This window comes from Paraburkholderia ultramafica (assembly GCF_902859915.1).
Lineage (GTDB): Bacteria > Pseudomonadota > Gammaproteobacteria > Burkholderiales > Burkholderiaceae > Paraburkholderia > Paraburkholderia ultramafica.
Genome location: NZ_CADIKK010000002.1, coordinates 151,955 through 175,580, shown reverse-complemented (window position 1 = coordinate 175,580; position 23,626 = coordinate 151,955). Strand labels below are relative to the sequence as shown.

Below are 23,626 nucleotides of genomic sequence, written 5' to 3'. Positions count from 1 at the left end.
ATCATGCCAATCACCGGAAGCGTCTCTGACAAGGTTACTCGCGGTCGGACCGTCATCAACCTTCTGAGCGGAGCAGGAGGGCCGGGTGGATTCTTTGTCGAGAAAGACAATAGCGTGATGCTCCTGATCGTTCGCGATCGGCCGTTCACCTTCTCGGTTGCTAGCTCGGGTCGACGGGGCTTTCAGGCGCGGCTCGAGGTGCGTGGCCGCGAGCGACCGGGTGCGCCCACGCAGGCCATGGTCGTGCAGAGCGCGGACAACTTTGACCCGAACGGCCTCGACTGTCAGGGCTCGGTGCTGCTCGACCGCTGGGTCGACAGCAACCGCGCGCTGTCCGCGGTTGCGCGGGACGTGGTGAGTCTCGACGGCCCTGACATCTCCCCCGACGACCGCCAGATCATCACCCTTAAGGTCATCCCGCTCATCAAGGTGGACGCGGCCGGCTTGCGCTGGACCGACCTCGGTCCCTTCTGTCCGCGCGAAGACTACGAGGAACTCGCGGCGCTGATGGCTGCCTATGCGCCCGGCAAGCGCATCGACAACGTCTCCAAGGACGGCATCGGTAAGTTGCTCAGGCATCTGCGCGAGCTGAAAAGCACGGAAGGCATCTTCGACGTCGACACCCATTTCATTTCGGAAGGCTTCGCCGGGCGCGTGTCGGGAAAGGAACTCGCAGACACCGACGCGCTCTTCGATGTGCCGACCGATTTCTCTCAGCCGCTGCCGGTCACGAAGCCCGCCGCCGCGCCGGCCCCCGCACCGGCCCCTGCGCCCGTCGCGGCCGCCGAAGTGCAGGCCGTGCTCACCGCGGCGTCCGGCCTCATGGGTTATCTCGCGCACGGTGCCGCGATCCCCGCACGACCGGCCGTGCCAATCGCGCCAGCCGAAGCCGGCGGCGAGGTGGCGGTCGATATCAAGTTGGTCATCGTGAACTCGCCGGAGGCGCTCGAACTCGCGCGCAGGAAGATCACGTCGGCATAGCGGAATAGGGAGGGCATCAAAGTGATCAGTTACACGCTCCAGGCACGCGACGGCAAGTCGCGCCCCGACGCCGCGCCCGATGCCGCGACACTCGCTGACCTGCGCAAAGTCTTCATCAGCACCGGCGAGATGGACACTGAGGACCAGTTCCGCAGCGGCACCAGCGCGGAGACGCTCAAGGTGGTCCCTGATGCCGACGAGAGCAATACACAACTCACCGACAGCATGGTCGTGGCGATCGTGCCGATACGCCGTATCCTCACCTTCGTCGACAAGGCGGGCAAGAAGCACTCGATCTTCGTTCGGCCCGACGAGACGCTCGGCCAGTTCCGCAAGAACAACGCGAAGCTGATCGCGGACGCCGACGTGTTCGTCATCGGCGGCGAGCTCGTCGCCACCGCCGACGAGGACGGCACCTATCTGCGCCGGCTCGACGAGCTCGCGGTCGAGCGCGAATCCAAACCAGCGCCGGCGGCAGCGCCGAAGATCTACAAGCTGCTGCTGCTCAAGGACGGCGGCAAACCCAAGGCCATCGACTGGCCCGGCGGCGGCGAGGACAAGACCCTCAAGGATCTGCGTGCCTTTCTCAAGGAAGACGCGCCGGCCGATCTGCCCTTCCTCGACAGCGCGCAGAAGCCCGTGCCACTCGACATGGAGCCTTTCGAAACCGTAGGTGGCAAGCTCGGCAAAGCCGACGACAAGCTCGGACTCCTCCGTTTTCGCTTCGAGACCCCGCGCAAGCGCAATGCCGCGACGACCCCGGGCGCGTCGTCCTCGGGTTCGTCGACCACGACCGCCGCCGCGGCACCCGCCGGGTCCGGCGCGACGCCGAGCCTGCGCGATACCCAGGACCTGCTCGCGCCTTTCCTCGGCCGGCCGACCATCCCCGTCGGTGCGCCGCAGGACGTCTTCGATCGCATGGACGTCTCCGAGCAGGCGGCGCTGCTCGGCGCGTTGCGTTACCTGCACGGCCTGCGGTTCGTGCTCGCGGCCGATGGCAGCTACGAGCTCGAGCGTGCGCTGCGCCCGGCCTTCGACGCCGAATCGAAGGATGACTTCGTCGCGGTGGTCCGCCCGATCACGTCGACGCGCTTCTCGACCTCGGCGACCCAGGTGCGCACCCTCGACGCCATCTCCTCTTCGCTCTCATGGAACGTCGGCGGCTCGGTCGGCGTCGAGGGCAAGGCGGCGAGCCTTGCCATCAAGTCGGATTACAAGGACGAAACGACCCGGTCGAGAGAAACCGCAAGCAGCGAGCTGCACCTGCGGGTCGAGTATCTCGTCGCGCGGGGCGAGGTGGTCATCGATTCGCGCAGCATCGTGCTCTCCAAGCCCTTTTTCGATGATGCGACCGCACTCGTGGCCCTCGCGAAAGGCAAGGCAGGCGCGGACTGTGTCGGTGCGCTCGCACGCATCCTCGATAGCTACGGCACCCATGTGCCGCTTCGCACGATCTTCGGCGGCAAGCTGATCTATCGACAGGACCGCAAGCTCGAGGCCAATACCGACAAAAACGAGCGCGTGCGTGAATTCAGCGCCGATGTGCAGGGCAGCTACAAGGCAGTGACGGCGAGCGCACGCAGCGGATTCAAGACGAAGGAATCCGCAACCAGGATCTACGAATCGAGCGATCAGGCGATCGAGGTGACCGCGTCGGGCGGCAACCCCGCGCTCGCTCTCGATCCTTATGGCTGGGCCGCGACCTTGAGCCACGCCGGCTGGTGGAACGCGATCGCTTTCGCCGATGTCGTGCCGCTCCTGTCGCTCCTGCCCCCGGACCTCAGGGAAACCATCATCCCGATCCTGCTCAATTCGAACGAGCTCGGGGCCGCGCTGTCCACGCCGATCGACTGGGCGACCTACCGCGCCCAGATGCTGAAGGATCTCGTCCGCACCCAGCAGGGCGGCGAAGAGATCAGCTTCGCCGCGAGCCCGGCGCCAGGCGCCGATGCGCCCGGGACGCTACCACCGGTTCAGCCGGCCGGGCCGCAACAGGTCGACACTCCACAGCCGGCCCCCGTCCAGGCGGGAGAGCCACAATCGCAACCACAGACGGTCAAGCCGGGAGGCGAGGAGGTGGACATCTGAAATGAATTTCAGGCCGCTCCCGATTGTCGGAGGGCGGCGCGACTGAAGAGGAAAAGACCATGAACATCGAAAAGATCAGCCTGAAGAATGGCGGGGGGTTCGTTGCCAAGCTCCATGTGATCGCCGCGCCCGCCACCGGCGGCGAGGGCAAAACCTACCCCGACAACAACGACATCCCGCTCGGCCAGGAGCGCACGGTCGACCTGAGCGCGCTGAACGTGCCGGACGGCTCGAAGGTCAAGCTCAAGGCCATCGTGGTTTGGGGCAACGACAACGAGGCGCAGCAGGCTTTCACCTATCAGAAGGGCTGCGGGAAGACGGCGCGCTACAGCATCACCGGCACGACCCTAAGCAACGAGCTCGGGCTTATCAACGTTTCCTGATTTGCGGGGAGCGGGGCACACCCGAGGCAAACAAGACCGGGGACGGCACAGCGCACGTGACGGCTCGTGAGCGAAGCCGCAAGGACGTCACGGGGGCGCTCGTTCTGCAGGACAAGTTGAAAATCGGCAGCGCCCCCGCCAACCGGGTGCTGGACGCGCTCGACAGCGAATTCGTGGCGAGCGGCGCGTCGCCGTCTAGCAGCGACACGGAAGCGTAGACCGAGGAACTGATCTGGCTCTGGTGGAAGCCGAGGCAGGACAGCGAGGGCTCACCGATAACACTGCATAACATTTTCTCCGAGGAGGCGATCATGCCTGTCAACTTCAACAGCAGTCCCGTCACCAACACCACGCCGTTGCGGATCTCGTTCAACGACGCACACGGAAACATGGTTGCGACGCTCGATTCCGACGAGGCGAAGGTGCTCACCATCACCTTCACCTCCATCGTGCTGCATAACCCGCCCAACCCGCCTGTTATGCGGAATCAGAATCCGCCCGCGGCGATAACGGTCCACCCGGGAAACGTCGCATTCGTCGAAATGGGTCCGGGAGGCGCAGTCGTCCTGAACTACGCGATGCCGAACCAGGCGAACAATCAGATCGTGTTTTGAGCGTCGCCGAGCTCTGCGTTCACGGGCGCAACGAATCGCGTCTTGGCGCACGTTGAAGGACGGTCAAAAAGGTACGCGTCCGTACGCCTGGAGAGGAAATAATCCACGCCGGCGTCCAACTGCATGTATTTGGCTCCGCCGTCGCCCTTGACGGAGTTTCGCTGCGTGTAGTCGAACGTAACTCCGCTCAAAAGCCCTGGCGTAATGTAGTACCGTCCTCCCAGTTCTGCGGTATTGAAGGTCGCATTGCCCGTGTATCCAGGCGGGTTAACACCTGACGCCTATCCCATCACATTGCCGACGACCCCGCCGAGGCTATACAACGCTTGCGGGCGCAAGCGGAAAGAAGCCAGAGACATCGGGTCGGTCAAATACAAGCACGTAGAAAGATTGTGGAATGACCGTCCGCTACCTGCCTGACAGCGACCAGCCAAACCCCACGCAATCCGGTCTCGCCTGCGAATCGCGCCACCTTCGGCAACAGGCTGCGCGCTGACTCGTGCGTACTCACATACGGCACGTCGCTTCCCCGCGCGAGCAATCCTCAGTTGGTTTGCATTGATCGATCATGCCTCTTTGCGAAAGCCACCAATCGGAGCGCCATCCCTGCAAGACCCGGAACGCAGCACCGCACCAACACTTATGCCGAGTCCAACCCTGCGCGGCAATGACATAAAAACCGGCACCACAACGAAGACAACCGCAACCAACATTCCCATCCCGAACCAGGCACGCTCCCCAACCGCGATCTACACCAGCAACAACCGCTCGCCAGTCAATGCGCCGCGCGCAAGGCCTCGTCCGCGACTGCAAGACGTGACGCCATGACCTTGACGACATAACGATGAATTTGCTGCGCGGTCACGGCGTCATCCTTCTCGAGGTCACGCAACGACTCAAGTGTCAAACGGCGCACACGTGCCGGCCCCTCCGCGAGAACATCCGCGCTACGCTGCTGCTGCGTATACACCGCCATCTCGCCGACGATCGTACCCGGCCCAAACGAGCGCAGCCTGAGAGACCTCCCGTCGCCAAGCGGCAGCAAAACCGCGACACGGCCGCGCTCGACAAAGTACATGGCGTCCCCCGGCTCACCACGATGGAACACCGCTTGCCCCGCATCAAGCTCGCGCACTTCCAGAAGGGCCAGCAACTTCGCGAGCGCGGCAGGCGAAAAATGCTGCGCGAACATCGCGTGAAAATCTTCCTCAGCGCGAGGCAACGCGCGAGAATCCGCCGCGAGAAGCGCTTCCTCGATCCATTCCAGCCCGGCATCCAGCGTAGCGAACTCGTGAATCCGGAGATTCAGCGTGCCGGTCTTCATGAGCAGCGTACGCGAGCGCATCGGCAACCCGGTCAGCACCAGGTCCGCATTCTTCGTCGCGCACAACTGCCTGAGCTTGACGAAGCTAATCGATACCGACGCGTCCATGCCGTTAGTCGACGCGAAGTCGAGCACGACAAAGCGAACGGGCAGCGGCCCGCCTGTGGCCAGCCGTTCGCGTACGCGCTGCAAGATCGAATTGGCCGTGCCGAAGAACAGGAACCCCTGCAAGCACATTCCGCACACCTGCGCACCGCGTTCGTGAAGCAATGCGACTGCCTCGATACTGCGTTCGACATTCGACGTGCGCGTGCTGCCGTCGAACTCCATACGCACGCAACTGACACGGCCATACAGCAAGGCGAACATCACACAGGCGGCGATCACCCCGACCACCACACCCGTGATGACGCCGTAGAACGCAATGGCGCCCAGAATCAGCGGGACAAGCAGATACTCATGCCAGTTGAGCTTGCGATACCCGCCGACCAGCCACTGAATCAACAGACGGAGCCCCATGAAGAGCTGCAAGCCGACCAGCACCGGCACCGGGAACAGCGCCACGAGGTCCGGCGAGACGGCCAGCACGAACAGGCAGGCAAGCGCGGCGATCACGCCGGCCAGACGACTTGTCGCGCCGGCGCGCGCATTGAGCATCGACCGGTTGAACGACTGGTAACCGACCATCCCGCCTAACATCCCGCTCGCGATGTTGGCAATGCCGGCTGCCCGCATCTCGCGGTTCAGATCGATGTCCTCACCGGTGGCTGCGCCAATCGCGGTCGAATTCATCAGGATCGTGATGGCCGAAATCGATGTGACGACGAGCGTCTCCGGCAAGTGCGCACCGATCGCCGGCCAGTCGACGCTGCCATGCGCGAGCGATGCCGGCCAACGCAGCTCGGGAAGTCGGATAGGATGCAGCGCCACGTGCGGTAGCAACAAACCCGTTTTGCGGGCGTCGTCGACCGACAGGTCTGCTGCAACCAGCAGCAGATAGAACAGCGCGACACCGAGTGCGAGCGTAACCGGCAACGCCGCAGCGTGTTTCCAGGTGTGCGACAGCAGCGTGGCTAACGCGCACACCAGCGCTGCGGGTGTCCACACCAGCCAGCTCACGTGCTTCACCAGCGCCAACGTGTCCCAACTCAAGGGCTCGCCGGTCACGACCCGAAACGCGCCAGCCAGCAGGAGGTAGCCCGTACCGGCAAGGAAGCCGCCCACGACCGGGTAAGGCAGGAATTGCAGCGAACGGCTGCGCTTCGACGAACCGACGGCGTACAGAATGATGCCCGTCACCACCGAACACAACGCGATGGTGATCAGCACCGTCAACAGGATTGTCTGGGGCGTACCGCCGTCAGCCCGCGCGCTGCTCGCGACGCCGGCCGCCACACCGGCAAGAAACGCCGTCGCGTTGCCGTCGGGTCCGGCAATGTTCATGCGCATCGAACTCGTCAACGCGATCACGAGTGCGGTCACGACGCAACTGATGAAGGCGGTGGGCACGCCGAGTCCGGCGTAACGGGCGAGATCCGCGCTGAAGATCATGGTGCCCAGACTCATGGCGTAGCAGAGCATGACCAACATCGACACCATACCGGCCGTCAGGTCTCCGAGCAGACCTCTGATGCGGATTCCGGAGCGGACCTCGGATAAGGAACCTGGAGTACCTTGCTTCACAGTGCTTCCCCGTGAGAGCGGATAGGGTCTCGCCTGGGCGTTGCGATGCGCGCGGCGGGCTGCGGTGATGCGTGGTTCAAACGTTATCCATTGTTCCGGATGACGAACGACTGCATGTGGCACTTGCCTGCTCGCCCGATATCGAGCCCGATTCGCTACGCAGTATCCGTCGCCGCCGCAGCCAGTGTCAACGCACTACGCCACGCAGTCATGCTGCCGTGCTGCCGGCGAAATCCGCGTGCGGCACCGCTCATGTCCGTTGTCCGTGTCCGTCACGCCAGACGTACACTGTGTTTTGTGACCCATACTGGAACACCGGGCACAGTGCGCCGGCTACGCGTTTTGCGGTGGCAGGCGCGGCGTCGATTCGTATGATCCGCCGGCGCCGCGCGGCCCGGTGTGTGAAGCCGGTTCGACAGCCTGTCGCGACAGTGAACAGCGCCGGAGCAAGCGCGTTCGAACGCATCGGATTGGGCGGCGGTGATGGATATCGATCAGTGGCTGCATGCGTTGGGGCTCGAGCAATACGCCCCCGCATTTACCGAAAACGACATCGATGTCTCGATGCTGGAGCAACTCAACGACGCGGATCTGAAAGAGCTCGGCGTCGTCTCGCTCGGCCACCGCAAGCGCCTGCTGGCGGCGATCGCCGATCAGCGCGACGCCGCGCGGCGCGCGGCATCGCCCGCAGTCGTCAATGTGCCCGCAAGCGAGCGGCGCCAGGTCACCATTCTGTTCGCCGATCTGTGCGGCTTTACCGCGCTGTCGCAAACGCTCGACCCCGAAGAGCTAAGCGAATTGACCGCACGTTACACGGCGCTCGTCGATCGGATCGTGCTCAGCTACGGCGGCACGATCGACAAGCACATCGGCGACGCCGTGATGGCGATCTTCGGCGCGCCACGCGCGCATGACACCGATCCGCTGCGCGCGGCGCGCGCCGCGCTGGAAATTCATGAGGCACTTAACGGGCTGGCCGAGCACGCATCGCCCCCGCTAAGGGCACACGTGGGCATCGCCAGCGGCGAGGTGGTCGCGGGTTCGTTCGAGCGCGCGGACGTTCAGGACTACACGGTACTCGGCGACTCCGTGAACCTCGCTGCCCGGCTGGTCGCCGCCGCCGGCCCGGGGGAGACGTTGCTCTCCGATAGCGTGCATCGCGCGCTCGGCAACGTCGTGCTGAGCGATGCCGTCGGCACGATGCGCTTCAAGGGAATCGACGCGCCGGTGCGCGTGTGGCGTCTGCGCAGCGTCGCCTTTGAACCGCTCACGGCAAGCCGCGGCGTATTTGTCGGCCGCAAGGCTGAACTCGAACAGTTCAAGGGCCTCGCGCATACGTGTCTTGAGCAGCGCGCCGGCCACGTCGTCTATGTGCGCGGCGAGGCAGGCATCGGCAAGACGCGGCTCGTCGACGAGATGCGCCGCTTCGCCGAAACCTTGGGCTTTGCCAGCCACCGCGCCCTCGTTCTGGATTTCGGCGTGGGCAAGGACCAGGACCCTATTCGCACGATCGTCGACAGCCTGCTGGACCTGCGGCCGGCGGCCAGCGCCGACGAACGGCGCGCCGCCGCGGCACAGGTTGCCGCGTCCGGGGCCGTCGGTCCCGATCAACTGATGTTTCTCCACGACATCCTCGACCTCCCGCAAACCGACGAATGGCGCACGCTCTACGACGCGATGGACAATGCCGCACGCACGCGCGGCAAGCGTGCGGTCGCAGCAGCGATCAGCGCGGATGTGTGCCGGCGCAAGCCAGGCATGATTGTCGTGGAAGACCTTCATTGGGCTGATCCGCAGGTGCTCAGTTATCTGGCCGCCTTCGCCGTCGCGATCGCGAACGGTCCGGGCCTGCTGGTGATGACCTCGCGCGTGGACGGTGATGCGCTCGACGCGGCATGGCGCGCAGGTTGTCGTGGCACGCCCTTCGTCACGATCGACCTGGGCCCGCTGCGCAGCGACGAGGCGCTGAACCTGGCCGGCGGCTTTATCGATGCGAGCGAGCGGGTCGCGCGGGCCTGCATCGAACGCGCCGGCGGCAATCCGCTGTTCCTCGAACAACTCCTGCATAACGCCGAGGAAGGCAGCGAAGAAGCCGTTCCCGCGACCATCCAGAGCCTCGTGCTGGCGCGCATGGACCGGCTGGGCGCGCGCGACCGCGAGGCGTTCCAGGCCGCCGCGGTGATCGGCCAGCGCTTTGGCCTCGCCTTGCTGCGGCGGCTGATCGATACACCAGAGTACGTTTGCGATGGGCTCGTCGCCAACGCGCTCGTCGTGCCGGAAGGTGACGATTTCCTGTTTGCCCACGCGCTGATCCAGGAGAGCGTCTACTCGACGCTGCTGCACGCGCGCCGACGCGAGTTGCACCGCCGCGCGGCCGACTGGTTTGCGGCGACCGACCTGGTGCTTCACGCCCAACATCTCGATCGCGCCGAGGACGAACGGGCACCGCGCGCCTACTTCGACACCGCGCTCGCGCAACGCGCGGCCTACCTGACCGAGGCGGCATTCCGGCTAGTCGAGCGAGGTCTGCAGATCGCGCAAACGGCTAGCGATCGCCACGCGCTGATCTGCTTCAGGGGCGAACTCCAACGCGATCTCGGCGACATCGCCGGATCGATCGCGACATACCGCGCGGCCGTAGCCGCGGCGCCGGACCAGGCGGAGCTTTGTCAATCGCAGATAGGGCTCGCCGAAGGGCTGCGGGTGAGTGAAGGCCTCGCCGAAGCCCTCTCTCTGCTCGACGCGGCTCAGCACGTGGCGCAGCGTCTGGATAAGGTCGCGGAACTCGCGCGCCTTCATCACCTGCGTGGCAACATCCTCTTTCCGCTTGGCAGGATCGATGACTGCCGTACCGAGCATGAGCTTGGGCTTGCCTACGCAACGCGGCTCGGCTCGCCCGAAGCCGAGGCGCGTGCGCTTGGCGGCATCGCGGATGCCGCCTACGCGCAAGGACGCATGCGCACCGCTTTCGAGCACTTCAGCCGGTGCGTCGCATTGAGCCGCGAACACGGCTTCGGCCGGATCGAGGTCGCCAATCGTTCGATGGTGGGCTTCAGCAGGATCTTCCTCAACGAGGCACGCGCGGCGCGCGAGGACGTCAGCGCCGCCGCACGCGCCGCGGCGCTGGTCGGCCAGCCGCGGGCGCAGATGCTCTGCGAAACCTTGGGCGTCTTTGCCTGCTACGAAATGGGCGACATGCAGGCGACTCTCGCCCACCTCGAGCGCGAGATGCAGATCATCCGTCAATTGGGCGCTCGCCGCTTCGAAGCGCAGAACATGGAAATGCGAGCGCGCGTCCTGCTCGAAAGCGGGCGTCGGCGCGAGGCCGCCGATCTGCTGCGTGAAGCGCTGGCGATCTGTTGCGAGGTGGGTACGCAGTTCAGCGCACCCAAGGCCGTGGGGGCACTGAGCCGCGCCGTCGACGACAACGGCGAACGCGCGCGCCTGCTCGCCGAAGGCGCCGACATGCTGCGGCGCGGCGCGGTTGGTCACAATCATCTGTGGTTCTACCGTGACGCGATTGACGCGATGTTGTCCGCCGGCGATGCGGCCGGCGCATTGCGCTATGTCGCTGCGCTCGAAGACTATACGTGCGCCGAGCCGCTGCCGTGGGCGCAGCTTTTTGTGGCGCGCGGCCGCGCCCTCGCTCGCACGCAGCAAGACCGAGCTAGTGAAGAAACGCGGCGCGAACTGAAGCGCGCGCGCGCAGCCCTCGCGGAAGCGGGCTTCAACAGCTATCTGCCTGCGGTGGACGCTGCGCTCTCCGCTTAGCGAAGGGGGCGGCCAGCAGATTTCAACGATTCGGCTCGGCTCACTGTCATTGCGGCCATTCGGCCATCGATGATCGGGTGTTTACCCGGCAAACGCGCTCTCATACTTGCACCTCTGAGATGGCGGGCGTTCCCGACTGGCCCTCTGCTGCATAACCCGATGCCCGATTCCCTCGATACCCCGGACACAACCCGGCCCCCGACCAGCACGGCCTCGCGGTACGGCCAGAGCATTTACTCGAAGGCGAATCGACGATCGGCTTCGGGCGGCGCAGCCTGCGCGCGATCTGGCAATCCCAGACTGAGCGCCCGAGCGCGATCATCTGCGGCAACGACCACATCGCGCTTGGGGTGCTGCGCGAAGCGGAGGATCTGGGGGATCGCGATTCCCGGCGAACTGTCCGTGACAGGCTTCGACGATCTCGCGATCGCGAAAGAGATGCGCCCCGCGCTGACAACAATGCGAGTCGACACCGCTGAGATCGGGTGGCTTGCGGCGCAGCACCTGCTCGACGCGCTCGACGGCAAACAATCGCAACGTGGGCACGAGGTGCGCGCGCTATTGCAGGTTCGGCAGTCGACCGGGCCGTGCCCGAGGTAGTTTCCTGGCGCGATTGGCTGGATGAGGTAGCACAAGCGGTTCGACGAACTCGATCGCGACTTCTTCCTATGGGAATATTGGCGGGGCGTTGAATGCGCTCGCAAAAGTAAGGGGCGTGGCCGTATGGCCACGCCTCGCCGAGCTCACGCGCTCATTGCGCCGAGACGGAACACATTGACGAGGTCGCGAAGCATCTGTGCCTGTTCCTGCATGGACTGCGCCGCGGCGGCTGCCTGTTCGACCATCGCTGCGTTTTGTTGCGTCGTCTCGTCCATCTGCGCAATAGCGACGTTCACCTGCTCGATACCGCGTGTCTGCTCTTCCGACGCCGTGGAGATTTCGCTGATGATATCGGTTACGTGTTGTACGGAATGAACCAGCGACTGCATTGTATTGCCCGCCTTTTCCACCAGCGCCTTGCCATTTTCGACCCGCTCGACCGAATCCTCGATGAGACGCTTGATTTCCTTGGCTGCTTCCGAGCTGCGGTGCGCGAGGTTGCGAACCTCGCCGGCGACCACGGCAAAACCCCGGCCCTCCTCACCCGCTCGAGCAGCCTCGACAGCCGCATTGAGCGCGAGGATGTTGGTCTGGAATGCGATCCCTTCGATAACCGAAATAATATCGACGACCCGTACCGAACTGCTCGCGATGGTCTGCATCGTATCGACCACCTGCTGCACCGCCGCGCCTCCTTCACCGGCAATACGCGAAGTGGTGAGCGCCATCTGGTTGGCCTGACGCGCGTTGTCCGCGTTCTGCTTGACGGTCGCGGTCAGTTGTTCCATGCTCGCCGCCGTTTCGCCGAGCGACGATGCCTGCTGTTCGGTGCGCGCCGACAGGTCCAGGTTGCCCGCCGCAATCTGCTCGGCGGCGACGGTAATGGTCTCCGTCCCGCCGCGAATGCGCCGGATTGTGTCGGCCAGCCGGTGCTGCATGCGCTGCATTGCGAACAGCATGCTGCCGCTATCGCCAGCGCCGAGCGTGACATCGTGTGAGAAATCGCCATCCGCGATCGCTTCTGCAACCGTGGCCGCGTACGCGGGCTCGCCCCCGAGGCTGCGTTTGACATTGCGGATGATCATCACGAGCGCGACTGATCCGAGGCTGCCGATCACGCAGATCATCGCGAGGTAACTCAGCAGGTCAGTCCTGAAAGCTTCATCGACATCGTTGACATAGACGCCTGAGATCAGATACCAGTCCCACGGCGCGAAGCGCTTCACGAAAGCGATCTTCGGAACCCGGTCTGTCTTGCCGGGCAGGCGCGCCATATAGTCGACAAAGCCTTCACCTCTCGCCTGCGCGAGCTTGACCATCTCTACGAACAGAAGCTTGCCGTTGGTGTCCGCATAGGTGTTCACGTCCTTGTTGCGCAGATCGGCGAGTACCGGATGCATGATGACGACGGGTTGCGCCGTGGTAACGATCATGTAGCCATTGCCGGGGAAACGCATGGCTGAGAGCCGCGCCATCGCCTGCTGCTGCGCTTGCGCCTGCGTCAACTCGTTTCGCTCGGCCATCTTCGCGTATTCGGCGACAATTCCGTTCGCCGCGTTGACCACGTCTTCGATCGCGGCCTTGCGCCCGGTCAGCATGGTGTTGCGCGATTGCATGGCGGCCCAGCCACCGAGGAACAGAAGGCCCAGCCACGTAACCAGCAAGGCCAGCCATAACTTTGTATTCAAACTAAGACGGTTCACTTTATTTCCAAATTGCAAGGCCGTTGAAAGACATCTGGCTGCGCCATCTGCCCGCCGCAATTGAATAACGGCATATCGGCGGAAATCCGCAGTGGGGAAATTCCCTTAGCGGCAGGATGCCGAACTCCGGATCATCGCGAGGGGCCGCATGCCGTGAGTCAAGGGGACAGCACCGAACGTGTGGGGCACTTAAGCGGACATCGAGGGCCGACGTTGGCGTAAGGACAGACCCGGGTACATCGGGCCATAGGTCTCGTGAAGCGATGGAGGTAGGTGCGGGTAAGAGGCCGGGCGATAGCCATGCCACGTGAACTCAGCGCAAACTTCTAACCTCGCTCGGCGTGACACTTCCGGCAAATCGATTGCCGAAATGGGTTCTCGTGTAGTTGACGACAGCAGCGACCTGATCGTCATTCATCGCGTCGCCAAACGATGGCATTCCCTTTCGGCCATGCAGTACGTTGACGATGACGTAGGGCGCTGCTTCGACTGCCGGGTTGTCAGCGAGCGCCGGGTAGTGACCCGCGCCCTGTGCGCCTTTTCCATCCGGCATATGGCATCCCGCGCAGCTAGCGTTGTAAAGCGCTTCGCCGGTTTTTTCAGTGAAGCGGTCGCCCGGCGAAATCGTGAAAGTGCGTGGTGCGTCCTGTGCCACGGCTTGAGCCGACACCGCCCCGGCTCCCATCAGCAAGGCCATCAGCATCACGCAGAGGATCAGCGTCGGCCTATCCATTGACGATTCTCCGATGCAGCCGGGTGATCGCATCCAGTGACGACAGCACGGCGCCTTCCTGCCATGCCGGGATATGGGAAGCGTGCTCTCCGGCAAGGACGATCCGTCCGTCGATCTGACAGAGATTCGCGTAATGCGCTTTTCTCAACGCATCCGTCCATGCGGCGAAGCAGCCGTTCGTGAACGGTGACCGGCTCCAGCTCATCGCGAAGCCGTTCTGGTACTCGCGCGCGTACTGCGGATGAATCTGGCTGCCCTGGCTCAATACGACCGCGATCCGTTCGGCAGGGGGCAGCGCACCCATCTCATAGCTGGCGGGCCCCCACATGTAGGCGCCGAGCAGCACCGCAGGACCGGTCGATCCGTAACCTGTCGCCGGATAGCCGATCGTCGAGATCGGCAGGTCAGTATGCGTGATGCCGCCGTAGATCTGCTCGTCTTCTTCCCAGAATCGCCGGCCGAATTGCAAGCCGATTTTCACCGATGTCTCGTAGGGCACCGCATCGATCGCGGCGCGCATGGCCGGGCCGACCGCAATGTCGATCTGACTCAGAATCGAGAGCGGAATGGTGCACACCAGCCAATCTGCGTGCGCGTTCCGTTCGGTCCGGGTGGTCGTATCGGTATAGCGCACTGTGACGCCTTGCTCGTCCTGCAAGATCGCCGTGACTCTTGCGTTGAACATGACGGCGCTCGCGACCTGCGAATGAAGCGCATGGGCAATTCTGTCCATGCCGCCGACGGGCTGAAAAATGCTGCTCTGGAAATCCTGCTCGTTGCCAGACGAGAGCCATTGCCACAAACGCGATGCAAGCAAGGGGTCGCGCGGGAGTAGATCCGACGGTACGGCCTCGGGCATCAGCCCACCGCCGTGCGCGGTCGCGAATCCGCGGCGTTCACTGCTTTGCCGGCCCGCCTGATAGCGACCATCCCAACCGAGCGCGCCCCATTGGCGCAGGGATTCGAGTAGCAGATCCGCATCTTCGACTGACAACGCATCATCGAGTGCGTCCTTGCGGATTGCTTTGGACAGCAGTTCGGCAACATAGCCTTGATAGTCGGTCTGCACCGCCCGGAATCGTTGCGGCTTGCCACCGAAAGCCTCCGTCGAATGCAGGTAGGCGTTGTAATTGACCTGGATGAAGGGCTCGAGCGACACCTTCAGGCGCTTTGCATAGTCGAGTACGCCCTGGTGGTGATACGGAATGCGCCACGGTCCTGGGTTCAGATAAAGTCCGTCGGCGAAATCGCAGTACTGGGTGGCACCGCCGAGTTCTGTATAGCGATCACCGCCCCTGACAGTCCAGGCCCGACCACCTGCGCGGTCGTTGTACTCCAGCACCTGCACGTGGTAGCCCGCGTTCCTCAACTCAAAGGCCGCGACGAGGCCAGCAATGCCCGCGCCGAGCACGAGAATTCGCGTTCCTTTGGGTGCGCCATCGAGTCTGATCGGTCCGGCGTAGGTCGAGGTAGCGGCGAACCCAAGCGTACCCATGCCTTGCATCATGGCGGCCGCGCCGAGGTTCTTGCCGATCAGCGTCAGCAGGTGCCGGCGGCTCATCGCATTGGCGGTCATTCTCGACATAAGGACGTGGTGCAACGACTGGAGAGAAACGATGGCGAACGAAATCAGATGGCATCCCGGATTGCAAAGGCCCGAGTCATCTGGATTTATATGCGTGGGGTTGCGTTTGGTCTCTGAAAACGCAATGCCCCGACGTCTCCTTTATAGGAGGCATGGGGCGTCTTTCATTGGCTCAAGTTATTCCGCAATGCGTTTGAAACTGGCGTAGTAATCGTCGGTGTAGTAGCAGTCGCCAGTCTGCCTGCGCGGTCCACCACATACAATGCGGCGCTGCCCGCGATCCGCCGAGCCAGGTGTGCGAACTGTGTAGGCATGGTAGTAGCCGCGCGGATGCTGCGGCAGCAATGCCGCGCTATTGCGGAACAAGACACCGTCCTCGCCAAAAGGGAAAGGCCCGCCCGCTTTGATCAGACGCAGCGTTTCGGCTGCTTCCCCCGGCAACTGCGCCTTGGTGACGGCGGCCAGCGCGCCCGATGCGGCGGGTGTGCCGCTCGCGGCCTGCCCAGGCTGACCGGGCGCCTGACTCGCGGATGCGCCCGGTTCCTGAGTAGCGTTTTGCGATCCGTCCTTGCCGCATCCGCAGAGGATCGCGCTCAAGGCGAGGATGCAGGAGAAAGCCCACGCTTGCTTCACGAAACGGTTGTCTCCGGTTGACCAGCATTCGACGAACACGAACGATTTAAGGGTATCGCCAATGGCAGAGTGAATCAATGTTCGGCCAAAAATAGGATTTTTTTACTCGACAACCTGGCCGATGCGCGGTTCTCGGCGTTCGAGAAGTAGGCAAATCAAGCAGATTGCGGTGAGGCTCGTTTCATCGGCCACAGCAGTCCATTCATCCAGCTTCGAGCAGCGCAGGCGTTCGCTCGCAACAGGCTGCGTATCTTAGCGCGACGCACTACTGCCCGAGCCTCGCGATTCTGAGCGGCTCGCAGAGCTGAGCGCGATGCCCGACATGTTGCTGCCGATGATTCGTGGACGTGCCGCGCAATTGAACGCACACTCGTTCACCATGCAAGCCCGCGCGTCCCCCACGACTGCGATCCTCCCGCGCCGCCGGACATACATTTCCTCAAGACTGCGCGGGTCGCCGCGTGCCTTCCGCGCGCGTTTGGCTTTCGCCCTTGTGCTCGGCTAACTGCTGTCCCCGGCTGGAGTCCGACGGAAACAGCGTCGCCACGAGGCGATCCAGGAACTGGAAGAACTTGTCCGATGCATACCCGGCGATGAACGCGATTGCCAGTGGAGACAGCGTCTTTCCCTCCTGCACGATGTCGCTGAATAGCCCGATCGAGATGCCGACGATCACCGCTGTGGTGACATGCGAGCGATTGGCGACTTTCGAATATTCCGGGTGAAAGAGGCACGCGGCGGTGTCGTCGCGCAGCCTGCGCAGGATGGCGGCGGTGGCGCCGAGCCATGCATACAGGATGGGCAGCACGAAGCCCGTCGTCATTCCGACGAAGGTCAGGATATTGTCCTGCGCATACTTCGCCGTCGCGCGAATCTGCTGGTAGAGGGCGATCTTCTGAAAGCCCTGATTCACCGTGTCTTCGGGAATCACCGTTTTCTTGTCGGGGGAGAGGCCGATGTTGAACAGCGGCAGATCGATCTCCAGCGCGGCGCGCATGGAATCAGTCGAGCACTCCCAATAGGCAGGCAGGGTGGACCCTGCGATGTCCGCCTTGCTGCAATTCTTCGCATACTGTTTTTTCACGATGCCCCAGTCGTCTCCCCAATCTTCCCCGAAGAGCGCAAAGAGCCGCTCGCCCAGCGCATTCGGCACCCAGAAGAAAAACTTGCTGATGGTCCCCGTTCGCTGAATGTCGGAATAGAGTTGACGGTTGTTGGTCGCGAACTTCTGCAGAGTTTCCTTGATCGCGTCTGCTTCGGGCGAATTCTGCACCTGCGCCAGCGCGTCGTGCGTCGGATTCTCGTTTGCCTTCTTGATCGCGGCGTCATAAGCCTGCAACTGGTTGTGCATCACGAGGGAGATCGGGTCGTTGCTCTGGATCCCGACCTTGATGTCGTCCGATATCTCCTTGATCGCGAACAGCAGGCACGAAAGCGCGAGCACGAGCAACGTGAGCGCCGCCGCGGAGAGCGAATAATTCCTGATTGCTTTGCGCGCGCCTTTGCGCGCTTCGGCGCCGACAGTTTCGCCGACGACCGGCGCGACGGCTTCGGTGATACGGCTCATCGCGTCATAGAACGGCACTTCGACCGTGGCGGACCACGTGAAATCCTTCTGCGCCTGGCGCGCGGCGGCGAGCGCATCGACATCCGATTCCGCGAGCTTCTTGCCGTTGAGTCCCGCGTGCGACACAACCTCCGAGCACCGTTTCAGATCGTCCGCTACTTTCGCGTTGGGATAAGGCGCTTTCGCCACGATATACGCCATCGCGTGATAAAACGCGGATTCTCTTTTGGGGCTGATCTTGCCTGCCTCCAGATCCGCGTACGCGTTCTTCACGGCGCGCAGGATGTATTCGGGAATTCGCACGCCTGCGCGTGCTGCGAGCGAGATGCAGATCTCGCAGCGGGCGATATCGTCTCTCAGGTTCAAACTCGGCTTTTCGTCGTTGGTCGCATTCATGGGAACCTCCGCCGTCAGAATTCGCTTGCTTTGATCCCGTGTGATCGCCGGTCTTTGCGGACGACCTGCAGTGGCTCCAGCGGTTCGCGCTTATATACGGATTCCGAACGGATGGCCTGGTTGTTATGGAATCCTTTACGTAGTGTCCTGCCATCACGCTCCACCTGGGTCGAAGTGGACTGCTTTCATGAATGACGGTTATAAGATTCAGATTGTCAAAGAACCTGCGCAGGCGCCGTCTTTTGTCGCTTCTCCACTATGCTTTGGCGAGGATGCTCGGCGTGAAACGGCTAAGAGTGCGGTCTCGATCCGTCGTCGATGACACGCACAGCTCATCCTTTTCTGGATGCTTCGTGGCAGTCGTGGCAAACACCATTGCGGCCAGCGCGTGGGCACGTCTAAAGACCTGGCCCGATTGCCATCAAGCTTTCTACGATCACACGGGGAATGGAAGAAGCGCTGGTGCGGAATGACAAAAGGCGGTCCGGGTGGCCGGGCGTGCGGCATCATTGCCACGGCCCGAGAGGCAATGAGGACTGGCGTTGCTTGCCCATCGTGAATACGCTTGGCTCCCACGCCGCTTACCCGTACCGGACATCATCTCACCAACCGTACCGGTACTGTACCGGCCCACATCGCTAGAATGTGCTCCATCGTCCTCTCGCCGACACCGGAGCCATCATGTCTTTCCTCAGTCTCAGCGCGCTGCCCGCCGGCATTCTGTTCGCGCTCGTCACGACCATCACGCCCGGTCCGAACAACACGATGCTGTTGGCCTCGGGTGTCAACTTCGGCTTTCGCCGCACGCTGCCCCACCTGTCCGGCATCAGTCTCGGCGTCGTGCTGTTGATGCTGTCGGTCGGCATCGGTCTCGGTGAAGCCTTCGTCCATTTCCCCGTGCTGTACACCGTGCTCGAAGTCGCGAGCGTCGCCTACCTGCTGTATCTCGCGTGGAAAATCGGCACGTCGGGCGAGTTGAAGGTGAAAAAAGGCGAGCGCCGGCCGATGCGGTTTCATGAAGCCATCGCGTTCCAGTGGGTCAATCCGAAGGCATGGATGATGGTGCTGACCGCCGCCACCACGCTCCACCTCAGCGATAACTTCAGCATGAACGCCGTCGCGATGGCGGTGATCTTCTACGCGGTCGGCTTTCCGTGCATCTGTCTGTGGGCGGGCTTCGGCACCGCGATGCGCCAGGTGCTGTCGGACCCGAAGCGGTTGCGCATCTTCAATGTGGCGATGGCGTTGCTGCTGGTGTTCTCGCTGTATCCGATCGCGCTGAAGCTGCTCGGCCGCGCCGCCTGAGCGAAGCACCCAACGAACCTATAAGGCCCCCTGCCCGACTCGCTCGATGAAGCGCCACAGCGCGTCGTCGGTCGAGTACGGCGCGTTGAAACGGAACCAGGCGCTCGGCGCATCGTCGGGGCGGAAGTAGGAGCCCGGCGCGAGCCAGATGCCATGCGTGAGCGCGGCCGTCGCCACTTCGCCGGCCCGCTCCGCTTCGATCGGCAAACGCGCCCACAGAAAGAGCCCCGCGCGCGGCCGATGAAACACCTCGAGACCGAGCGCATCGAGCCGCTCTTCGACGCTCGCGTGCGCGAGTTTGAGCCGCTCGTTGACCGCTTCGACATGACGCGCGTAGCGCCCCTCGAGCAACACTTTGTCGACGATCCGCTCGATCGCTTCCGACGACGTCAAGCCCACCGCCATTTTGGTGCGCGCCAGTTCGCGCAACACCGCCTGCTCGGCGACCACATAGCCGCAACGCAGCCCCGGTGTCACCGTCTTCGAAAAACCGCCGACATACAGCACCCGCTGCAAGCCCTCCAGCGCGGCGAACAGCGGCGCGCCGGACGGCGCGAGTTCGCGGCTCACGTCGTCCTCGATCACCCACATGCGCTGACGCTCGGCGATCTGCAGCAAACGGAACGCCGCCGACATGCCAAAGGTCGCGCCGGTCGGATTCTGCAGCGTGGTGTTGACGAAGATCGCCTTCGGTTTGTGCTGCGCGACCAGCGCTTCGAGCACATCCGTATCGACACCCGCCGGCGTACGCGGCACGCCGTGCACGACCAGTCCGGCCAGCTTGAGAATCTGCAGCAGGTTGCAATAGCCGGGATCTTCGACGATCACCACGTCGCCCGCACGCAGCAAGGTGCGCACGATCAGATCCAGCCCCTGGGTCGCGCCCTGCGTGAGCAGCACATTGGAGACGTCGACGGGCAGCCCGCGCCGGTCGAGCTGTTCGGCGATCCGCTCGCGCAACGGTGCGAACCCGTACGGATGCCCATAGTCGCCAAGCCGCGCCGCCGGCACCCGGCTGATCGCGCGCAACGCGTGCTGCAAGCCGGTCTCGTTGATCCATTCGTTTGGCAGCCAGCCGCCGCCCGCCTTGATCGGCACCGAATGATCGGCGAACACGTCGGATAGCAGCCAGGTCGCCGTGAGGCTCGGCGGCTGCCAGTCGGTGACGGTGGCGCGCGTGGACGGCGCGCGCGCGGCCACGCGATAGCCGGAGCCGCGCCGCGCGACCACGAGGCCCATCGACACCAAACGGTTGTACGCCTCGGTGACCGTGAACGTGCTCAGTTCATGGCTTTGCGCGAGCTGCCGCACCGACGGCAACAACGCGCCCGCGCGCAGCGACTGCGCTTCGATGGCGCGCGCGAAGCCTTGCACCACCTGCTCGACGAGCGTCGGAGCGGCGCGTCGGTCGCGCTCAAGTTCTAGTTCGATCATGGTCAGGGCGAAATCAAGGCGTAGAAGCGGACCGCGGCAAGCGGCCAGGTGGTGAGGCGCCGGACAACCCGCCGGTCGGCGTACGAAGTCCATCGACACAGTTGGCGCCAATCCACCAACACAGTTAGCACCACACCGCGTCAACTGTTTATGCCGTCATTAAACCGCGAACGCTACAGTTTCGCTACGCCCCGAAGGAAGTCCCCTTGGGGGACCACTTCGAGGAGATAACCACATGACTTCGCGCCCCGTCATCGACGACCTGTCGTCCTTCTGGATGCCCTTCACCGCCAACCGTCAGTTCAAGGCCGCGCCGCGCCTGCTGGAATCGGCCAAGGGCATGTACTACCGCAGCACCGACGGGCGCGAGGTGCTCGACGGCTGCGCGGGTCTGTGGTGTGTGAACGCGGGCCACGGCCGCGATGAGATCGTCGCCGCAATCACCCAGCAACTCTCGACGCTCGACTTCGCGCCGACCTTCCAGATGGGCCACCCGCTCGCCTTCGAAGCGGCCACCAAAGTCGCCGAGCTGATGCCGGCCGGCCTCGACCGCATCTTCTTCACGAACTCGGGTTCCGAGTCGGTCGACACCGCGCTGAAAATCGCGCTCGCGTACCACCGTTCGCGCGGCGAAGGGCAGCGCACCCGGTTGATCGGCCGCGAGCGCGGCTATCACGGCGTGGGCTTCGGCGGCATCTCGGTCGGCGGCATCGCGCTGAATCGCAAGACCTTCTCCGGCGCGCTGCTGCCGGCGGTCGATCATCTGCCGCACACGCACAATCTCGAACACAACGCGTTCTCGAAGGGCCAGCCCGCGTGGGGCGCGCACCTGGCCGAGGAACTCGAGCGCATCGTCACACTGCACGATGCGTCGACGATCGCCGCGGTGATCGTCGAACCGGTGGCCGGCTCGACCGGCGTGCTGATTCCGCCGCAAGGCTATCTGCAGAAGCTGCGCGAGATCTGCACGAAGCACGGCATCCTGCTGATTTTCGACGAAGTGATTACCGGTTTCGGCCGCGTCGGCAAGGCCACCGCGAGCGAGTACTTCGGCGTCACGCCGGACCTGATCACGATGGCGAAGGCCATCAACAACGCGTCGATCCCGATGGGCGCGGTCGCGGCGAGCCGCACGATCCACGACACGATCGTCAACAGCGGCGCGCAAGGCGCGATCGAGCTGTTCCACGGCTACACGTATTCGGCGCACCCGGCCGCAGCCGCCGCCGCGGTGGCGACGCTCGACCTGTATCGACGCGAAGGCCTGTTCGAGCGCGCGGCCACGCTGGCGCCGACGTTCGAAGCCGCCGCCCACTCGCTGCGCGGCGCCAAGCACGTGAAGGACGTGCGCAACCTCGGCATGATCGCCGGCGTGGAACTCGAGTCGCGCGACGGCGCACCGGGCGCGCGGGCTTATGAAGCGTTCGTCAAATGCTTCGAGGCAGGTGTGCTGGTGCGGTTCACGGGCGACATCCTCGCGTTTTCGCCGCCGCTCATCATCAACGAAGAGCAGATCGCGCACATCTTCAAGACCGTGGGCGACGTGCTGGCGACCGTGCAGTAACCGTAACAGCCACGCTCGAACGAAAGCGGCGTATGCGTTTGCATGCGCCGCTTTTGTTTAGCACGTGTTTGGGACGTACGCGCAGGTTTGCCGAAGAACGCGCAAGCTCCGCACCCACGCCGGAGCAAGCATCAGTGATGCGCGCGCGAGGCCCGCGTATGCGCCGCCTTTTTTGCAGCCGCTGAGCGACCCGCCGCGCCCTTCGTCGCGGCAGCTTTCTTCGCCGCCGCAGAACGGCTGGCCGCCGGGCGCTTGGCCGCCGCCGACTTCGCCTGCTTCGACATCGCCGCCGGCGATGCACCGGCGCTGCTCTCCCGCTTCAACGCATTGGTCGGGGCGCGCGAACGCTTTGCGGTCGACTCCGTGCCCGCGCTCTTTCACGCCGTGCTCTTGTGCTGGCCGGCGGCGCTGTCCTTCTCCGCTTTCTTGCGGGTCGCTTCGCTGGTTGTGCCTTTCTTCGGTAACTTCACGGCCACACCCGCGCGGCGTGCTTCCGACAGGCCGATCGCAATCGCCTGCCTCGCTGACCTGACGCCGTGCTTGCCGGCGCGCACCTTGTCGACCTGCTCCTTGACGAATTCTCCCGCCTGAGTACTCGCTGACTTGCCGGCGCGTTTATCCGCCGCGGCACGCTTGAGGGTTTTCTGTTCGGGCATGACGGTTCTCCAGTTTGGCTGTGGCCTGTGTGATGCAGCAACAGCTGTGCCGGAATGGCTCTGCGGACGCGGCCAGCGGCGCGTGACGCCACCGCGAAGCGCCGTCCGCAGGGCGGTTTCGCGCATTTGCGCGCCCGCGCACGGCACGGTGGAGCGCGGGCCGGCCGCCGATGTCAATTCGCCAAAGCGCCCGAATCGCCGCGCAACGTCGGTGAATTACCCGGCGGGGCTCGCGCCCGTCAGCGGGACGGGGTATGGTGTTGGCAAGGGTTGGCGCCGTGGTCCAGCCCGACGGGAGACGTCCATGAAGATACCTACCGTTCGCGCGGGTGCGCATATCGAAGGCGTGCACTGGATCGCCGAATACGCGGAAGACGTTCACGAGATTCGCGTATTTCGTGAAGGCCAGGAAGTGGATGTACACAACGCGCCATCCACCCTGTTCGGCGATGAGGAGAATGCGGGCTCCAGGAGCACCGCCGATCATCGCGCGGTCGAAGCCGCCGTGCTCGCTTATCTGAGGCGCTTTGTCATCGAGCACGACGCGGAGGAGTAGCCGTCCGTGTCTTTGGCAGCAGACTTGTTTTCCGCACGCTGGCGGCGTCG

Annotated in this window: 16 protein-coding genes and 2 pseudogenes; 10 read left to right on the top strand and 8 right to left on the bottom strand. The window is 63.8% G+C overall.

From position 1 onward, the window contains the following. The first annotated feature begins 114 nt into the window (after positions 1-114). The 5 genes from HV744_RS02825 to HV744_RS02805 all read left to right on the top strand — a co-directional run bounded on the left by HV744_RS02825 (position 115) and on the right by HV744_RS02805 (position 4,066). Positions 115-981: a hypothetical protein gene (locus HV744_RS02825; RefSeq protein ID WP_175148032.1), complete on the top strand. Its 867-nt coding sequence runs from the start codon at positions 115-117 to the stop codon at positions 979-981. Positions 982-1,002: 21 nt separating this feature from the next. After that, positions 1,003-3,069, top strand: a complete 2,067-nt coding sequence (locus tag HV744_RS02820; RefSeq protein ID WP_175148031.1) for an MAC/perforin domain-containing protein — start codon at positions 1,003-1,005, stop codon at positions 3,067-3,069. 59 nt (positions 3,070-3,128) lie between these two features. After that, a complete protein-coding gene (locus HV744_RS02815) occupies positions 3,129-3,452 on the top strand; it encodes a hypothetical protein (RefSeq protein WP_175148030.1) in 324 nt (107 codons plus the stop codon). Positions 3,453-3,508: 56 nt separating this feature from the next. Further along, a complete protein-coding gene (locus HV744_RS02810) occupies positions 3,509-3,670 on the top strand; it encodes a hypothetical protein (protein ID WP_175148029.1) in 162 nt (53 codons plus the stop codon). A 93-nt stretch (positions 3,671-3,763) separates the two neighbouring features. Then, complete coding sequence (locus tag HV744_RS02805; protein ID WP_175148028.1) at positions 3,764-4,066, top strand: hypothetical protein; 303 nt, start codon at positions 3,764-3,766, stop codon at positions 4,064-4,066. Positions 4,067-4,841: 775 nt separating this feature from the next. Here HV744_RS02805 and HV744_RS02800 read toward each other — a convergent pair. Continuing rightward, on the bottom strand, positions 4,842-7,073 hold the full coding sequence (locus tag HV744_RS02800) for a SulP family inorganic anion transporter (protein ID WP_281363623.1): 2,232 nt from the start codon (positions 7,071-7,073) through the stop codon (positions 4,842-4,844). Between the two features lie 483 nt (positions 7,074-7,556). Between HV744_RS02800 and HV744_RS02795 the strand changes: the two genes are divergently transcribed. After that, on the top strand, positions 7,557-10,844 hold the full coding sequence (locus tag HV744_RS02795; protein WP_175148026.1) for an adenylate/guanylate cyclase domain-containing protein: 3,288 nt from the start codon (positions 7,557-7,559) through the stop codon (positions 10,842-10,844). Positions 10,845-11,044: 200 nt separating this feature from the next. Then, positions 11,045-11,444: pseudogene (locus HV744_RS02790) on the top strand (substrate-binding domain-containing protein); the annotation flags it as partial. Between the two features lie 143 nt (positions 11,445-11,587). Here HV744_RS02790 and HV744_RS02785 read toward each other — a convergent pair. From HV744_RS02785 to HV744_RS02765, 5 genes are all read right to left on the bottom strand, one after another. Next, positions 11,588-13,147, bottom strand: a complete 1,560-nt coding sequence (locus HV744_RS02785; RefSeq protein ID WP_175148025.1) for a methyl-accepting chemotaxis protein — start codon at positions 13,145-13,147, stop codon at positions 11,588-11,590. 313 nt (positions 13,148-13,460) lie between these two features. Then, the gene (locus HV744_RS02780) at positions 13,461-13,850 is read right to left on the bottom strand and encodes a c-type cytochrome (RefSeq protein WP_246278933.1); all 390 of its coding nucleotides are present in this window, start codon (positions 13,848-13,850) and stop codon (positions 13,461-13,463) included. 22 nt (positions 13,851-13,872) lie between these two features. Beyond that, complete coding sequence (locus HV744_RS02775; protein WP_217469079.1) at positions 13,873-15,465, bottom strand: flavin monoamine oxidase family protein; 1,593 nt, start codon at positions 15,463-15,465, stop codon at positions 13,873-13,875. A gap of 177 nt (positions 15,466-15,642) precedes the next feature. After that, positions 15,643-16,098, bottom strand: a complete 456-nt coding sequence (locus tag HV744_RS02770) for a ribonuclease (protein WP_175148023.1) — start codon at positions 16,096-16,098, stop codon at positions 15,643-15,645. A 439-nt stretch (positions 16,099-16,537) separates the two neighbouring features. Continuing rightward, positions 16,538-18,061, bottom strand: coding sequence for a hypothetical protein (locus tag HV744_RS02765; RefSeq protein ID WP_175148022.1), 1,524 nt, complete (start codon positions 18,059-18,061; stop codon positions 16,538-16,540). A 681-nt stretch (positions 18,062-18,742) separates the two neighbouring features. Here HV744_RS02765 and HV744_RS02760 point away from each other — a divergent pair. Beyond that, positions 18,743-19,366, top strand: coding sequence for a LysE family translocator (locus HV744_RS02760; RefSeq protein WP_175148021.1), 624 nt, complete (start codon positions 18,743-18,745; stop codon positions 19,364-19,366). Positions 19,367-19,384: 18 nt separating this feature from the next. On the opposite strand, the gene HV744_RS02755 is transcribed toward HV744_RS02760, so the two are convergent. Further along, entirely contained in the window at positions 19,385-20,800 is a 1,416-nt protein-coding gene (locus tag HV744_RS02755; RefSeq protein ID WP_175148020.1) for an aminotransferase-like domain-containing protein, read from the bottom strand. A 235-nt stretch (positions 20,801-21,035) separates the two neighbouring features. Between HV744_RS02755 and aptA the strand changes: the two genes are divergently transcribed. Further along, positions 21,036-22,364 carry an omega-aminotransferase AptA gene (gene aptA, locus HV744_RS02750; protein ID WP_175148019.1) on the top strand — a complete coding sequence of 443 codons (1,329 nt, stop codon included), beginning with the start codon at positions 21,036-21,038 and terminating at the stop codon, positions 22,362-22,364. 131 nt (positions 22,365-22,495) lie between these two features. Here aptA and HV744_RS02745 read toward each other — a convergent pair. Beyond that, a pseudogene (locus HV744_RS02745) lies at positions 22,496-23,020 on the bottom strand (DUF6496 domain-containing protein). Positions 23,021-23,324: 304 nt separating this feature from the next. Here HV744_RS02745 and HV744_RS02740 point away from each other — a divergent pair. Then, positions 23,325-23,576 carry a hypothetical protein gene (locus tag HV744_RS02740; protein WP_175148018.1) on the top strand — a complete coding sequence of 84 codons (252 nt, stop codon included), beginning with the start codon at positions 23,325-23,327 and terminating at the stop codon, positions 23,574-23,576. Positions 23,577-23,626: the final 50 nt, after the last annotated feature.